Source organism: Marinobacter salicampi (assembly GCF_011074795.1).
In the GTDB taxonomy this organism is placed as follows: Bacteria; Pseudomonadota; Gammaproteobacteria; order Pseudomonadales; family Oleiphilaceae; genus Marinobacter; species Marinobacter salicampi.
In genome coordinates this window covers 16,939-32,196 of sequence record NZ_JAAMPF010000022.1, presented here as the reverse complement: position 1 = coordinate 32,196, position 15,258 = coordinate 16,939, and the positions used below count along the sequence as shown (strand labels likewise).

At 59.4% G+C, this 15,258-nt stretch carries 14 protein-coding genes; all 14 read right to left on the bottom strand.

What is annotated here, in order from left to right; translation table 11 throughout:
* Positions 1-11 precede the first annotated feature (11 nt).
* Positions 12-545 carry a type II secretion system protein gene (locus G7W63_RS13180; protein WP_166258834.1) on the bottom strand — a complete coding sequence of 178 codons (534 nt, stop codon included), beginning with the start codon at positions 543-545 and terminating at the stop codon, positions 12-14.
* Positions 546-548: 3 nt separating this feature from the next.
* Positions 549-1,202 carry a hypothetical protein gene (locus G7W63_RS13175; protein WP_166258831.1) on the bottom strand — a complete coding sequence of 218 codons (654 nt, stop codon included), beginning with the start codon at positions 1,200-1,202 and terminating at the stop codon, positions 549-551.
* Positions 1,203-2,432: a type II secretion system F family protein gene (locus G7W63_RS13170; protein ID WP_166258828.1), complete on the bottom strand. Its 1,230-nt coding sequence runs from the start codon at positions 2,430-2,432 to the stop codon at positions 1,203-1,205.
* A 31-nt stretch (positions 2,433-2,463) separates the two neighbouring features.
* Positions 2,464-4,239 (bottom strand): GspE/PulE family protein, encoded by a 1,776-nt coding sequence (locus G7W63_RS13165; RefSeq protein WP_166258825.1) that lies wholly within the window; start codon positions 4,237-4,239, stop codon positions 2,464-2,466.
* 39 nt (positions 4,240-4,278) lie between these two features.
* Positions 4,279-5,448, bottom strand: a complete 1,170-nt coding sequence (locus G7W63_RS13160; RefSeq protein WP_166258822.1) for a bacterial transcriptional activator domain-containing protein — start codon at positions 5,446-5,448, stop codon at positions 4,279-4,281.
* On the bottom strand, positions 5,445-6,284 hold the full coding sequence (locus G7W63_RS13155) for an ExeA family protein (RefSeq protein WP_166258820.1): 840 nt from the start codon (positions 6,282-6,284) through the stop codon (positions 5,445-5,447). Before G7W63_RS13155 ends, G7W63_RS13160 begins: the two co-directional genes overlap by 4 nt.
* 12 nt (positions 6,285-6,296) lie before the next feature.
* Positions 6,297-8,042, bottom strand: a complete 1,746-nt coding sequence (mshL, locus tag G7W63_RS13150) for a pilus (MSHA type) biogenesis protein MshL (RefSeq protein ID WP_166258817.1) — start codon at positions 8,040-8,042, stop codon at positions 6,297-6,299.
* The gene (locus G7W63_RS13145) at positions 8,039-8,368 is read right to left on the bottom strand and encodes a hypothetical protein (protein WP_242634422.1); all 330 of its coding nucleotides are present in this window, start codon (positions 8,366-8,368) and stop codon (positions 8,039-8,041) included. The genes mshL and G7W63_RS13145 overlap by 4 nt, the downstream gene beginning before the upstream one ends.
* Positions 8,369-8,372: 4 nt before the next feature.
* Positions 8,373-9,041, bottom strand: coding sequence for a type II secretion system protein GspM (locus G7W63_RS13140; RefSeq protein ID WP_166258814.1), 669 nt, complete (start codon positions 9,039-9,041; stop codon positions 8,373-8,375).
* Positions 9,038-9,649, bottom strand: coding sequence for a PilN domain-containing protein (locus G7W63_RS13135; RefSeq protein ID WP_166258810.1), 612 nt, complete (start codon positions 9,647-9,649; stop codon positions 9,038-9,040). Before G7W63_RS13135 ends, G7W63_RS13140 begins: the two co-directional genes overlap by 4 nt.
* Entirely contained in the window at positions 9,646-10,563 is a 918-nt protein-coding gene (locus G7W63_RS13130; RefSeq protein WP_242634421.1) for a type IV pilus biogenesis protein PilM, read from the bottom strand. Before G7W63_RS13130 ends, G7W63_RS13135 begins: the two co-directional genes overlap by 4 nt.
* 291 nt (positions 10,564-10,854) lie before the next feature.
* Positions 10,855-12,996 (bottom strand): putative bifunctional diguanylate cyclase/phosphodiesterase, encoded by a 2,142-nt coding sequence (locus G7W63_RS13125; protein WP_166258807.1) that lies wholly within the window; start codon positions 12,994-12,996, stop codon positions 10,855-10,857.
* A 222-nt stretch (positions 12,997-13,218) separates the two neighbouring features.
* A complete protein-coding gene (gene ssb / locus G7W63_RS13120) occupies positions 13,219-13,746 on the bottom strand; it encodes a single-stranded DNA-binding protein (protein WP_166258804.1) in 528 nt (175 codons plus the stop codon).
* A 118-nt stretch (positions 13,747-13,864) separates the two neighbouring features.
* Positions 13,865-15,229, bottom strand: coding sequence for an MFS transporter (locus G7W63_RS13115; RefSeq protein ID WP_166259145.1), 1,365 nt, complete (start codon positions 15,227-15,229; stop codon positions 13,865-13,867).
* Positions 15,230-15,258 lie beyond the last annotated feature (29 nt).

The following is a 15,258-nucleotide window of genomic DNA, read 5'->3' as shown; positions in this document are numbered from 1 at the left end:
GTTGATTTTGATCAGTTGATGTCGGTTGTTACTTCACCTGTATCAGCGTCGTAACCGATGGTGCTGCCTTGGCCATCCAGCTGATAGGTGAACACACAGTCATCGCCCGGCTCGTTGCCATCGGCGTCGCCCTGCACAGTAACCACGTAGTCCGGGGTAGTGCCATTAACGCTGGGCGCATTGGCTTGCATCACGCCCTGCCAAACCTGTATGCAGCGGCCTGCGTTCAGATCGGCGTTGTTGTTGTCAGCGGTTGTGGAGGTTGGCCAGCCATCAGCACTAACGTCGACCTGATCGTTGCCGAATCCCTGCACATTGTCCGCAGCCGCAGTAAGCCCGTTAGACACCCATTGGGTCTTGGCCAGGGCCACACCGGCACTCAACGCACCCGCAGTCGCCCTGATGGTGGACTGGTGGGCCTGTTCCGAAAGCTGCGCGAAGCGTGGCAATGCGAAGGCGGCGAGTATGCCGAGGATGGCGATCACCACCACCAGCTCGATCAGGGTGAAACCCCTGTGTTTGTTTTTCTGGTTGTACTGCATCATTTACTAACCTCGTCCGGGTTCATTCGTTTTCCCTGTTATTTGCGGCACTGCTGGCACCTGGGCCGCCGCCTCTCCATTCAGCTCAACAGGGCCCAGCGTGAGACCTGTGAGTGGTTCGCTGTGGTCCCGGAGGCCGTTGCCGTTCCGGTCCACGAATTCTGTTGTTACCTGCCAGGCCAGGGATTCACCCGGACGGGCTTGCCGTCCTTTAAGGGTTATCGGCTGCCTCGGCGTAAAAATTAGCCAGCCCTGGGCTGAGCTTTTTTCCATAGCACTTTCGCTGACCTGTTCTGAACTAACCATTCCCTTAGCCGGAGATTGAAAACACCAGTCACCTGGCTCTGGCCTGATTCCTTTACAAGAGCCCTTATAAACCGACCATCGGTGGTCAAGCAGTTCGAAGGGGTTGATGCCCTCGTAGTCCTTCAGTTGCGCGGAACGATCCAGCCTGACCTCGGCCCCCTTGACCACCAGCGCGGAACCCAGCTGGCTGAGGATCATATTGGCCGACAGCTCATTGGCCCGGTCGATTTCCCGCTCCAGTGACGACAGCAGAAACCACACCAGTCCTGCCACCAGGCAGGCGACGAACCAGAACCGGAAGCTCCGGGAAACCTCAGCCCCATGGCCACCCACAGGCAGCGAAGAGGCCCCCATTCAGCCTCGACCCATGGCTGCCGCGCCCAGGTCCCATATGGGCAGGAACACACCCAGCGCAAGAATCAGCACCAGGACGCCCATGGCCACAATCAGAATGGGCTCGATCGACTCCGCCAGTCGCTTGAGGCCGTAATCCACGTCCTCATCATAAAAATCCGCCACGTTGATCAGCATCTCGTCCACGGAGCCGGTCTCCTCCCCGACGGCGATCATCTGCAGGATCAGCGGCGTGAACAGGCTGCTGGCACGGGCCGTTCGCAAGAGGCTCTCGCCCCGCTCGATACCCTGACGCATCTCCCGCATGTGGCTCGCCATCCAGGCGTTGTCGGTAGCATCCGCAACTACGGTCAGGGCATTGGTGACGGGCATGCCGGCTGACAGCATGCTGGCGAAGTTCCGGGCGAAGCGGCTGAGCATGATCAGCTCCAGCAATGGGCCGATAAGCGGCATCCTGAGTTTGTACCTGTCCCAGGTCAGGCGGCCGGATTCAGTGGCCTTCCACTGCCGCAGCAGCAGGGCGCAGGCAACCATAACGAACACGACAATGAACCAGAAATTGATCAGGAAGTTCGAGGTGCCAACCAGTACCTGGGTCAGAAACGGCAGGTCCGCCCCGAGCTTGGCAAAGACCGAGGCAAACTTGGGGATAACCAGGAAGTTCACCACCATCAAGGCCGCCAGCAGAGCCACCACCACAAAGGTAGGATAGCGCAGGGCCTGTTTCATACGGCGCTTGGTGTCCCGTTCCAGTTCCAGGATTTCACCCAGGCGCTTGAAGGCATCATCCAGCTGGCCAGTGTTCTCCCCTACATGGATCATGGCCACGAACAGTTCGGAGAAAACCTTGGGGTGGGCCTGCATGGCGGTGGCCATGGTGACGCCGCCTTCCAGCCGGTCGGTAATATCGTCAAGCACCTCAGCCATCACCGGAGAACGGGACGTGTCGGCCAGGCCCCGCATGGTTCGTATCAGCGGAATGCCGGCCCGGGTGAGCGCATGCATCTGGCGACAGAACACCAGCAGTTCGTCCAGTGTAATGCGCCGTCTGAAAATCGGCAGATTGGCCAGGTTGAAGCTGGCACCGGCGGATACCGGTTTTTCATGGATCTGCAGCGGGGTAATGCCCCGACGCATCAGTTCGGTGGCCGCCGCATCCACATTAGCAGCCTGGATAGCGCCCTGCTGGGGCCCGCCCCGATTGTCCTTGCCGCGATAGGTGAATTCCATGGTTAGCCCACCGTCCTGAACACGAGCCGTATCATTCGGCCAACTCCTCAATGGTGGGCACAGATACTTCGGCCGCAAAGTCGCTTTCCGACATGGTGGTTACCCGGGCCACCTCCTGCAGGGTGGTCACCCCTTCAATGGCATAATCCATGGCCCCTTGCCCCAGCGGCCGGTAAAGCTCGCTTGTACGGGCGGCCTTGCTGAAGCCAGCCACATCCTGCCGGCGCAGGGCGTCGAGCATGGGCTCGTCCAGCACCAGCATCTCGTAGACCCCGATTCGGCCCTTGTAGCCGGTGTTACTGCACTGATAGCAGCCCTTGCCCTTCACGAAACCGGTTGCGATATCCAATGGATCCCGGTGGAAGGTGTCGAGCCAGATTTTTTCCTGTTCCGTGGGTTCGTAAGCCACCTTGCAGTTGACACAAATCCGGCGAATGAGGCGCTGGGCAACCACACCAAGCAACGAGCTGGCCACCAGGAAAGGCTGGGCGCCCATGTCAATCAGGCGCATGGCACTGCTTATGGCATCGTTGGTATGGAGCGTTGAAAGTACCAGGTGACCGGTCATGGCCGCCCGCAAACCGATCTCAACGGTTTCACGGTCGCGCATCTCGCCCACCAGCATCACGTCCGGGTCCTGGCGCAGGCCAGCGCGCAGGACGGTGGCAAACTCAAGCCCGATCTTCGGATTGACCTGCACCTGGGTAATACGGGGCAGCCGGTACTCCACCGGGTCCTCGGCGGTGATGATCTTGACTTCGGGCCGGTTCAGTTCGGTCAGTGCACCGTAAAGAGTGGTTGTCTTGCCGCTACCCGTAGGGCCGGTGACCAGTATCATGCCGTGGGGTTTGTGGATCAGCTGTCGGAAGCGTTCCAGCAGGGCCGGCGGCATGCCGGTGCCGGAAAGATCGAGGGTGCCTTCGGACTGGTCGAGCAGGCGCATGACCACCGACTCGCCATACTGGACGGGCATGGTAGAGACCCGCACATCGATACTGCGGCCCTTGACCCGGATGTTGAAACGGCCGTCCTGGGGCAGCCGCTTCTCAGATATGTTCAAGCCCGCCATCAACTTCAGGCGCAGGACCAGGGCGGAGTTGACCCGCTTTTCCTTCATCACCTGTTCCTGGAGAACACCGTCAACCCGCTGGCGGATACGCACCACGCTTTCGTCAGGCTCGATGTGAATATCCGAACTGCGGGCCTGGACAGCGTCCTCGAACAGCGTCTGAAGCAGTTTCACCACGGGCGCCTCGGCGCTCTCGGATTCCGCAGAAAGATCCGCCAGGTCAAAGGCATCGTCCCCCAGCTCGTCTTCCAGTTCTTCCGCCAGGGAGGCAATTTCATCGGTGCGCCGGTAGACCAGGTCAAGGGTGGTCAGCAGCTCGCTTTCCCGCACCACTGCCTGCTTGACCGGCTGCTTGAGCACACGCACCAGCTCATCGTAGGCGAAGATGTCCATGGGGTCGGCCATGCCCACCAGCAACTCACCACTTTGCTCAGCAAGCACGATACTGCGAAAACGCCGGGCCAGGGCTTCCGGAAGCCGCCGCACCAGGTCGTTGTTGAACTGGAAGTGGCGTAACTGGACAAACGGAATATCCAGCTGACGGGACAGGAAGTTCAGCAGGTTGTCTTCTTCCACATAGCCCAGATCAATGAGCGTCCGGCCCAGCTTGCGGCCGGTGCTCTTCTGCTCTTTCAGGGCCGTCATCAGCTGCTGCTCGCTAATAACCTCGTTCTGGACCAGCAGGTCCCCGATGCGGATTTTCTTTTTCGGCTCGGCCGTGGTCTTTACGTCAGACATCGAAACGCTCGCCATCGGTAGTAGTGAATTCGTGAATCATCATCCTGCCCTCAGCGCGGCAAGACGCTGACGACAGTAGTCAGCCAGCGCCGTGGACAGGCCCGGCATCAGTACCGCCTGCTGGTAGGCCCTGAGGGCGCCCGCCTGTTGCTTGTCAGCTTCCAGGGCGATGGCAAGACCCGCCCACCAGGGGCCATTGCTATCATCGAACGCAATGAGCCTGGCCCAATGGCTGACCGCGGCGTTATGTCGTCCCTGCTGCTGCAACAGGGTGGCAAGGGTCACGGTGTAGTCGGTGCTCTGCTGCAGCGGCGGAATATCGGCCTCCAGAGTCGCCAGCGCCTGCTCAACCTCGCCACTGGCCAGCAGAGCCCGGGCCCTTAGTAGGCGCAGTTCTGATACGGAATGGACCTGATCGGCTTCGAGCCAGGTAAGGGCGCGCCGGGGCTGCCCCTGAACAATGAGATGCCGGGCCAGCCGAGCCCTGCTCTGGGGCGCCGCTTGAGTAGCGAGTCGTTGCGCCATCAAGGTTTCAGCCTCATCCAGCCGGGCACTGGCCAGCAGCTCTCGTATCTGCCTTTCGGTCCGGCGGTCCAGAACTTCCGGCGTTTCCTGCTGGTGTTTAACGGGCTGGGCCAAGGCGGCCTCGTCTACTTCCGCCACGGCTTCGTTCACCGTTACGGCAGGTTTAGCGTGCGTGCGCTCTTCTGCTTTATTATCTGAGGCTGCCCTGGTTTCAGCACTCGCTTCCACAGCCGATGCGACGGCGCCAGAAGAACCTGGCTCGGGTTCAGGCTCAGGCTCTACAGACTGAGTGCTTTGGAGCCTGGCCGTTAGGCTTTGCCTCTCCATGGGCCGCGCAGTCTCTGGCGCCTGGGCGATGGTAACGCCCGCCTCAACAGGTGCTTCGGCTTCCAGCGCTGGTTCAGGCTCAGGTTCAGCTGTCCTCACCTGCGGGACGGGCTCTGCCAGTAGCAGGGGGCGTTGTTCGGTACTTGAGAGTGCAACGCCGGATTGGCCTTCGACAGGCCAGAACGCCACAGCAGCCACAATCAGCGCAAGCGCTGATACGACCAGAGCGGCTATCAGTGGCAGACGGGGCTTGGGTGCCTGGGCTACTCCAGCCTGGCCCCCGGGGTAAGCAGCCGGCAGCCTGGATCGATCGTCCCGGCTCTCGACACCTCGGAGCGCGTCATTCAGCAGGCTCACAACCACCTCCCGAACAGACCGGGGCTCAGTGCGCTTTCGGTATCCTTCACCGCCTGCAGCACGTGCCAGCGCCCCACTTGATGGTCGCCACGCCCCCAGGCAGCAAGCAGTGATTTGTGGGCAAGAATATTGAGCAGCCTGGGAATGCCGCCGGATGTACGGGCAATTAACCGCAGGGCAGCCGGGGCGAACAGGTCGACGCCATTATAGCCAGCCTGAGACAGGCGGTGGCGTAGATACTGGGCAACGGAGGTCCTGTCCAGAGCTGTCAGTTGGTACTGAAAGGTGATGCGCTGTTTGAGCTGCCGCAAACTGGGCTTGGCAAGCAGCACATCCAGCTCCGGCTGGCCGAACAACACGACCTGTAGCAAACGGGTGCTTTCAGTTTCAAGATTGGTCAGCAGGCGCAGGGCTTCGATGGTTTCCTCAGGCATGGCCTGGGCTTCGTCAATCACCAGGACCACCTGGCGCCCTTCCCCGGCCAGTTCAATCAAACGGTGAGTGAGTGCCTTGAGGATGCGGTGGGTATTGTCCTGGTCGGGTACGGTCACCCCGAGCTCATCCGCTACTGCTTCGTAGAGATTATCCGGACTCAGGCTGGGATTGGGAATATAGGCCATGGTGGCCTGCTCAGCGAGGGCGTTGAGCAGCATCCGGCACAACAGCGTCTTGCCGGTGCCCACCTCACCAGTGATCTTGATGAAACCCTCACGCTCACGCAAGGCCACGAGCAATAGCTCGAGGGCGTCACTGTGACTTCTGGCATTGAGGAAATAGCGCGTATTGGGTGTCAGCGCAAAGGGTACTTCCTGCAGGCCAAAGTGGGCTTCGTACATAGTCATCCCCGACTAGCGCGCCGACCGGGCGGGTTCCGGTGTTACCGTCTCCGCCGACTCCAGCAACTCCCGCAGCACAGTCATTCGTTCACGACTGGCGCTGACATCATCAAGATAATCCTCGAGACCCGCCACCACTGGCCGCAGCAGAATCACCAGCTCGCTTTTCTGGCTTTCAAACCGGCGCTGCCGGAACAGCTCGCCAAGCACCGGGATTTCGCTGAAGAAGGGCACCGCCGCATTGCGGTCTTCGCTCTTGTCCTGGATGAGCCCGCCAATCACTACGATCTGGCCACTCTGGGCCCGGATCACGCTGTCCGTCTCCCGCACGGTGCTGAGCGCAAGTGGCAGGGTAACGTCACGCTCGCCAACGGTTATGACCTTCTCCTGATCTTTCACCTCGCTCACCGAGGGATGCACGTGCAGGGTAATGACGCCGTCTTCGGAGATCTGCGGCGTCACGTCCAGGGAGATGCCGGAGAAAAACGGAGTAAGCTCCACCGATGTACTGGTGCGGCTGGTGGCGCCCAGGGCGCCTTCGTCATCGTTGAAGTCGATGTCGGTTACAAAAAATTCGTCGGTACCGACCTTGATCACCGCTTTCTGATTGTTCACGGTGGAAATGCGCGGGCTGGACAGGATTTGCACGTTGCCCTGGCGGCCCAGCAGCTCGATCAGGCCGGTAAAGTCGCCCGCCCTGACGCTGGCCGAGAACACGCCACCGATGTCACCACTGGTAATTGCCCGTCCGGCCAGGCTCTGGGCAGTAAAATCGGAAGGTAGGCCGTCGGAGTCGGTGATGCTGGAGCCACTCTGGATATCCGCCCAGTTGATGCCCTGCTGATAACCCTGACTGAGGCTGATCTCGAGGATTTTGGCTTCCAGAACCACCTGGCGCTGCATGATCAGCTGTGTCTGGGAGAGATAACGCTCGACCTGTTGAAGATCAGCAGCCGAGGCGCGCACCATCACCAGGCCGGCGCCGGCATTGGTAATAACCTGACTGCCGTCACCCCTACTCACGATCATGCGGACGGCCTCATCAAGGCTGGCCCAGAAGTCCGACTCGGTGGTCGTGGAAATACGGGTGCCCACCAGGCTCGAGGCATTACTGCCACCGGTGTCATTGGCGCTGTCATTGAGTCCGGCGTTGCGCCCATTGTCATTATTGCCACTGCGTGCACTCGAGACCTGACCGGAACTCACCCGGGTCTCGGAGCCGCCCTGACGTTTGAAATGCAGGTAGTCAATAGGAAAGATGCGGGTCTGTATGCCACCGGGCAGGACCCTGTAAAGCTGGCCTTTACGCTGGATATCGAGGTCGTAGAGATCGCCGGCAATGGCCATGACTTCGGGCACGGTCACATTGTTCAGGTTGAAGCTGATGGTTTCGCTCACCTTGGGATGGACGGCCACGTTATAGTTGCTGCCTTCCACCAGGGCCGCAAAGAAGGTCGCCGCCGGCAGATCCCGGGCGTCGATATCAAACCGCTCGCTGTCAGCATGATCACCACCAAGGGAGGGAAGCAGTGCGTCGGTCACCAGGGCGGGCGCAGGGGCCGACGAACCCGTGGCGCCTGCCGGCTTCTCACCGGCAGCCTCTGCCAGGGCATCGTCAATTGCCCGGGCGGAGTCTGTTGACGTGGCCTGCCCTGTCCGCAGAAGCGGATTGTTGCTGCAGGCTGATACGGTCATCAACACCGCCAGACAGACCGCAATCTTGCACCTTGTCATATCAAGCCCTTTAAAGCCGGTCATCGCAACACCCGCACCTGGGGCGGCGTCTTCCAGTGGAGAGTTCGGGTCTGGTCGCGGTCGGATAGTTCCACCCGGCCGGGATGGATTTTCAGCAGTGTTAGCCCGTCAAATCGCTCACCCTCGGTTCTCGCGATGCCGTCTACCACGGCCACACGGCGTTCCGGACCGATCATGATCGAATCCAGGGAGTGGGTCCGCGCCGGTACTGCTGCCACCGCCACGCCGGGGCTGAAATCCGGTGGTCGTGTCGGGTCCTCAAGGGCGATGGTGGGCGTCGCCAAAGCCAGGGCCAGCAGAGCAAAACCTGTCATTTGTGTCATGGTCATCAAGTTACACTCCCAATCCGGCCTGGCTGAGACTGAGGGTGCGTACCCGCACCCGGGCCTCGGCCTTTGGAAATTCGTCTACCTGGTACTCCAGCCTGCCCCAGCCCAACCGCTGGTCGAGGCCTTCCAGGCGTGTCAGATACCCCATCAGATCCAGATAACGTCCGGCCACGGTAAACTCCACGTCATGGGCATAGAGCAGAGGCAGCTCTCCGTGGGTTTTGGCATCGGCATCGCTATAGACAGGGATAGGGTCAAGCAGCGTCATGCTGACCAGGTCCAGACCCTTCTTCATGACCAGCATGTTGCGCAGCAGACCGACCATGGCCTCTGGCTCTACCAGCCCATCGGTGGCCTGTGCAAGTTGGTCATCAAGGGCTTCAAGACGCTCCTGCCTTTGTCGGAGCTGCGCGATCAGCGCTTCGTTGGGGTCCTGTTGCACAGCCTGCTCAAGTGCCTGCTGCTGGGTCAGCCAGTCCTGTTGCTGCTGCTCAACCTGGAGTATCTGGCCTGCCAGGCGCTCGTTCTGGGCCAGCACCGGCGAAACCGCCAGCTCCCAGCCCACCAGAAGCACCACGACGACTGTGGTAACAAGCAACAGGATCCGTTCACGGTAGGGCCGATCGTTATACCACTGGGCGCCCTGGCCCAGGGACTGCTTCAAACCGCTCATGAACCCGCTCCGGACCGTCTGTCTGAGGCAATGTGGAAATCGATCCATCGCCCGGACTCTTCCCGCTGCAGGTTCAACTGTTCAAAACGACGACCGGTGAAGATAGGCTCCTGGCCCAGATGTTCCAGATAGAGCGGCACATGATCTCCGGACCGGGCACGCCCGGAGAGCTGGATCTCGCTCCTTGCCAGGTCCACCACAAAACCGGTGAGCCAGAGGTTCGCAGGAACCTGTCGGGCCATGGCTTTCATGTAGGGAGAAAAGCCGCTGCGCTCGTCACCTACAAGGCGCGAGACTTCCGCAAGCAGACGCTGGCGCTGGCCAATTTCGGCGGTGACCTTCTCGATGGCTTCGGTATTGCGGGGATCGATCCGCTGGCTCTGAACCTTTGCTGTCAGTTGCGCAACGCTGGTTTCGATCGCCGAGGTTTCGGTTTTTAACGCTCGCAGCCTGGCCTCACTTTCGCTGTGCTGCATTCGGACGAAAACTCCGCTCAGCAGCAACGCCACAATAACGACGCTGAGTGTCACAGCGAGGGTGGTGGCCTGTAGCGGGGTGCGACGGGGACGTAACTCATCGTTGTAAAGATTGACCTGCTGGACCGTCATGCCACGCCTCCCGCTATGGGCTGGGCGGCGCTCCATACGCTCAGGCAGCGGCTATCCAGGGGCTCTCCCAGGCCTTGGGCTGACCAGTCGATGGTTTCAACGACCGGCGCCATATACGAGGACAACATGGATGCCAGAGGCAAGACAGCGTCCCGGGCCACAAGGTGAATCGCCCGGGGCGGCACCTGGCCCAGCTGGCTTTCGAAATAATCCAGCGAACGCTGCATTTCAAGAGCCAGGGACTGGACAGCCTGCTCCTGCCGGGACGCATCCCTGAGATCGCCGGCGGTAACGTCCAGACGCCGGGACAGGTATAGGATAGGGCCTTTGCAGATAATCATCTGGCCGTAACTGTCACGAAGATGGACAAGCGCCACGCCCCGGTTCTGGGGGTCCAGGGCCGCGGCAAAGTTGCGCAGGGCCAGCTCCGCAATCGTGATATTGTCGAGGGTCAGCCCGGCCTGGCTGACCAGGTTGACCAGATCAGCTGCCAGAGCTTTACGGGCAGCGACAACGTTTACCAGGGTGCCGCGGCCTCTCGAGGCATCGCCGGGAAACGGAAACACGTCGCATACCGCTTCCGACGGGTTGTAATCAAGCAGATCTTTTAACTTCCAGCGCAGGGCACCGGCCAGTTCGGTATCGGCAAGCTCCTCTGGGCGCTCGAGCTGAAACACAGAGTAGTGGTTCAAGGGCAAGATCAGGGAGGTGGACATCCGGGACAGGCTGCTGGAAGACACCAGCTCAGCCAGGGCATCGGCACGCTTGGCTGTGTCGCAGGTAACAAAGCCGGCGGTGGTAGCAGAGCCATTTCTCGCAAGCGACCAGGAGAGGCCCTCCGGGCATACCTCCAGGTACAGTCGGCCGGAGCCGCCTGAGCGTTTAAGCAGTCGCTGAAAGAGAGACACCGTCACACAACAACCTTCTCTGCGAAATGGGTTCAGGCTCAATAGTAGTTTAAAAAGCGAACGTAACTGTACGATTCATGTGTAGTTTGGCTTGGTTTTGCAATTTATGACACCAGAGGCGACATATTTTTTTACGGACCGATACCGTTTACAGCTGCTTGCTCACTTGGCTGCTCTTCTGAAACAAAAAAGCTCCCAGGTCGGGAGCGTTTTAAGTCGATCAGAATCTCTTCCGTAAGTTTTACTTTCTGTGGGTTCAGACTGTCTCTGGTTCGGACTGTTTCGGCTGCCGATCTATCACTGTCCCACGCCAGCCAGGTACTGGCGCGCGAACACCCCCGCAGGCAAGGGCTCGCTCAGATAAAAGCCCTGGGCACCCCCACATTCATTCTCAACCAGAAAGTCCATAGCCTCTTTGCTGTCGACCCCTTCGGCGATCACCCGGCGCTTCAGACTTTGGGCCATGCGAATAACTGCCTGAACAATGGCGGCGCTGTCGACGTCCGAGTGGAGGTTATGGACGAAGCTCTGGTCGATCTTGAGCTCGTCGATAGGGAGCACTTTGAGGTAACTCAGGGAAGAATAACCGGTTCCGAAGTCATCAACGGCTATGGCGACGCCCATTTCCTTGATCCGCCGGACGCGATCGGCGGCGCCTGCTATGTCGCTCATAAGGACGGACTCTGTAAGTTCCAGCTGAAACAGCTCCGGCGGCAGCGGAAAGCGTTGCAGAAGCTCGTCGAGAAAATCCGTAAACCGGTCATCGCGAAGCTGAACTATGGAAATGTTGACCGATATTCGCACCGGGGTATGGCCGGCATCGAGCCAGGCCCTGGCTTGGGTGTAGGCGTTTTCCATCACCCAGTTGCCAATGGACACCATGAGGTCACCACTCTCCTCCGCAACCGGAATGAAGTCCGCTGGCGAAATCAGGCCCTTCTCGGGATGGTGCCAGCGCAAAAGAGCCTCAACCCCTATCAACTGGCCCGAAGCCGGGGCAATCTGGGGCTGGTAATACAAAGAAAGGTGTTCTTCCTCAAGCGCTGTGCGCAGGCTCCGCTCAAGCTCGTGGCGCTCAACTGCCCGTCGGTTCATTTCACGGGTAAAGAACTGTATGCCTCCCCGGCCCCAGGCCTTCGCCTGGTACATGGCGGTGTCTGCGTGTTTGATCAGTGTTTCCGCATCACGTCCGTCTTCTGGGTACAGACTGATGCCAATACTGGTCGATACATTCACCGTATCATTGTGCAGTACGAAGGGATCGCTCAAGCGCTTCGTTATTTTTCTGGCCAGTTCGCCTGGGATGCTCTCCTGCTCGACGTCCGATAGCAGGATAGCGAACTCATCGCCGCCCAGCCGGCTGACGGTATCCGTGCGGCGCACGCAATGGACAAGCCTGCCGGCAACCTGCCTGAGAAGCTCGTCGCCGGCACCATGACCTAGTACGTCATTGACCTTCTTGAACAGATCCAGATCCAGATACAAAAGCGCGAGCCGGGTGCCGTTCCGCTCTGCATGTGCCAGCTCCTGAGCGAGCCGATCATGAAGAAGAACACGATTCGGCAGCGACGTCAGGGCATCGTGGGACGCAAGATAGGTCAGCTCTTCGGTCAGCAAGCGGACTTCACTGATATCGCGAAAGGTGACAACGGCGCCAAGATCGTTGCCATTGGTGTCCCGCATCGGCGCCACGCTCTCTTCGATGGGCACCCGTTCACCGCTGCGCTGGTGCAGGGTGATGCCTCCTGCAGACTGCTGCTCACCCAGAGCCATAGCGCGGGACGCCATGCTGTCGCGGATCTTCCGCGTGGTTTCATCCTCGGTCACCAGCACCTTGTCTACCGGCCGCCCTATCGCCTCGTCCTGGGTCCACCCGCTGATGCGCTCGGCGGCAGGGTTGAGGAACAGAATATGGCCGCCAGTATCGGTACTGATGACGCCGTCGGTAATACTTGTCAATGTTGCACGCAGGCGCTCCTGCTCACTCTGAAGCTGGCTGTTGGCCTTCGCCACATAAGTGGACACGGATTCGTCAATGGCCTGGTCCAGTCCCTCATTGAGAAACACCAGCTCTCCCTGTGGAAGCTCACCCACCCGGGGGGAAAGTAGCTGGAGAATGATCACCCTCAGCAGAGCATACTCACGGGTGACCTCCTCCAATGAAAACTTCAGCTTCCAGCGATGCTCGGCGTGATGCTGGGGGCCCTTCTGTTCGAAGTTGATGTAGCGGCCGCTGGCCGGCGTGCGTTCGGATTGTTCCGCGAGGTCAACCAGGATGTCCGGCAGATTGTTTCGCAAATCCTTGCTGGTTAGCCTTTCGGCCGAGGCAAGAGTTTCCCGGTCCAGCTCCTCCCATTTCTGCAGTATGGTTTCATGCTGCTGACACAGGAACTCGTGAAGCCGTAATCTCGTTTTCCCTGGACCTTGCTTTGGCGGCATCTGAACTCCCTGTCAGAAAATTTCCTTAAATACTCTATCAGGTGAAATATGTATTAAAAACATACAACCGCGTTACCTTTGCTTCATTTACTAATCTACACCCTGCCTGATCCAAATGCTTCACTCGCCTGTCGCCGCACAAAGGCCTCGTAAAAAATCGATCATCATAAAAAACGGCTACCGAAGCAGCCGTTTTTTTTTACGCTTTTAAAATACCGGGAGTTAGAACGGGATATCGTCGTCAAAGTCGTCGACCGGGTCCGGCATGGAACCTTGTCCCGGAGCAGGCTGCTTATAGCCACCGCCCTGGTCGGCATTGCCCTGCTGGCCTGCGCTACCGGCATAGGCTGGCTGCTGGGGACGCCCCGCCGGCGCGCCCTGGCTTGCGCCGCCACCTTCGCCGCCACGGCTGTCCAGCATCTGCATCTGCCCGTTGATATCGACAACCACCTCGGTGGTGTACTTGTCCTGACCGTCCTGACCCTGCCATTTACGGGTCTGAAGCTTGCCCTCGATATAGACCTTGGAACCCTTGCGCAGGTACTGACCCGCCACTTCGGCGATCTTGCCGAACATGACTATACGATGCCACTCGGTCTTCGGGACCATCTGGCCGGTCTGCCGATCCTTGTAGCTCTCATCGGTGGCCAGATTGAGGTTGACCACCGCATTACCGTTAGGGGTATACCGGGTTTCCGGGTCCTGCCCGAGGTTACCGATTAGGATAACCTTGTTAACGCCTCGTGCCATGATTCCACTCCTACCATCAAACCACACTGATTGTCCGTCATTGCACGCAGGACGGTGGCAGTGCAGCTCTATCTTTTATATTCATCGGCAGTCCTTCGCCGACGCTCTGAATCCAGGTTTATACTGCTGGCCGAATAAACGGAAACGCCGCCAACTGTCCTTCGTCAAAGTGCTGACGGTCGATCTTGAGATAAGCCGTATCAGCCCCCTCCAGAATGACCACATCTTCCACGCCAGGCAGGTCTCGAAGGGTTCGGTCAACCTCGTCCAGAGGCACCCCTGCAGCATGCCGCAACTGTACCACGAAACTTGCTGTGTGGCTTGGGGGGGACATGGTCAATGCAACCCCGAGCCAGGCTAGGAGTACCGCTACCATCAGACCAAGCACGCCGGTAAAACCTAGGCTTTCCAGCATCAGTCCGCCAAAGGCACCACCGACAAAGGCACCAAAAAACTGGGACGTGGAGTAGACGCCCATGGCCGTACCCTTGCTTCCGGCTGGCGCCTCCTTACTGAGCAGTGATGGCAGGCTTGCCTCCAGCAAATTGAACCCCATAAAGAAGAGGAAGAGCACAAACCAGATATACACCAGGCCGAAAGAGTCGGCCCCGAGCCCGCCGATGGCAACCAGCAGCAGAACAATTGCCCCGCACAGAACCGGCTTCATTTGGCGTTTCTTCTCACCCAGAATAATGAACGGAACCATGGCAAAGAACGAGGTGATCATGACGGTGAGGTAGAGCCACCAGTGGGAAGCCGTTGGTAGCCCGACCTGGTCCGTCAGTAGCCTGGGAACGACCAGGAAGATGGCGGTAAGCACCATGTGAAGGGCAAAAATACCGAAGTCCAGCCGTAGCAGGCGGGCATCCGTCAGCACCCGCCGAAGCACGACCTTGGCAGGCAGGGACTCGGAGGCAAGAGTAACTACGTGTGGCTCCGGAACCACCCGGTTGACCAGCACCATGGCAACCACTGCCAAAACCGCGGTGAAATAAAAAATACCGGACAGCCCGAACAGGTTACCGAGCAGTGGCCCAAGCACCAGAGAAACGGAAAAGGACAGACCTATGGAGACCCCCACAAGGGCCATGGCCTTGGTGCGCTCCTCTTCCCGGGTCAGATCACTGAGCAATGCCATAAGGACGCTGGCGATGGCACCCGACCCTTGAAGAATCCGTCCTGCAATCACACCGTATATGGAGTCGGAGGTTGCGGCCAGCAAACTGCCCAGGGCAAAAACGACCAGACCGATATAGATCAGCCGCTTGCGGCCAAAACGGTCCGATAACATTCCATAGGGGACCTGCAGCAGGGCCTGGCTGAGGCCATAGGCACCGATCGCCAGGCCCACCAGCGCGGGAGTAACGTCATCCAGCTCATCCGCTAGCAGGACAAAGACCGGCAGTACCATGAAAAGGCCGAGCATTCGCATGGCATATACCGAAGCCAGGGCTGCTACCGAACGTTTTTCAAGGGCATTCATGGACACTGCGGTTTCCTCTGACCATTGAC

Coding starts and splice junctions, on each gene's coding strand:
- G7W63_RS13180 (WP_166258834.1), bottom strand. CDS start 545: ATGATGCAGTACAACCAGAAAAACAAACACAGGGGTTTCACCCTGATC.
- G7W63_RS13175 (WP_166258831.1), bottom strand. CDS start 1,202: ATGGGGGCCTCTTCGCTGCCTGTGGGTGGCCATGGGGCTGAGGTTTCC.
- G7W63_RS13170 (WP_166258828.1), bottom strand. CDS start 2,432: ATGGAATTCACCTATCGCGGCAAGGACAATCGGGGCGGGCCCCAGCAG.
- G7W63_RS13165 (WP_166258825.1), bottom strand. CDS start 4,239: ATGTCTGACGTAAAGACCACGGCCGAGCCGAAAAAGAAAATCCGCATC.
- G7W63_RS13155 (WP_166258820.1), bottom strand. CDS start 6,284: ATGTACGAAGCCCACTTTGGCCTGCAGGAAGTACCCTTTGCGCTGACA.
- mshL (WP_166258817.1), bottom strand. CDS start 8,042: ATGACCGGCTTTAAAGGGCTTGATATGACAAGGTGCAAGATTGCGGTC.
- G7W63_RS13145 (WP_242634422.1), bottom strand. CDS start 8,368: ATGACCATGACACAAATGACAGGTTTTGCTCTGCTGGCCCTGGCTTTG.
- G7W63_RS13140 (WP_166258814.1), bottom strand. CDS start 9,041: ATGAGCGGTTTGAAGCAGTCCCTGGGCCAGGGCGCCCAGTGGTATAAC.
- G7W63_RS13135 (WP_166258810.1), bottom strand. CDS start 9,649: ATGACGGTCCAGCAGGTCAATCTTTACAACGATGAGTTACGTCCCCGT.
- G7W63_RS13125 (WP_166258807.1), bottom strand. CDS start 12,996: ATGCCGCCAAAGCAAGGTCCAGGGAAAACGAGATTACGGCTTCACGAG.
- ssb (WP_166258804.1), bottom strand. CDS start 13,746: ATGGCACGAGGCGTTAACAAGGTTATCCTAATCGGTAACCTCGGGCAG.
- G7W63_RS13115 (WP_166259145.1), bottom strand. CDS start 15,229: ATGAATGCCCTTGAAAAACGTTCGGTAGCAGCCCTGGCTTCGGTATAT.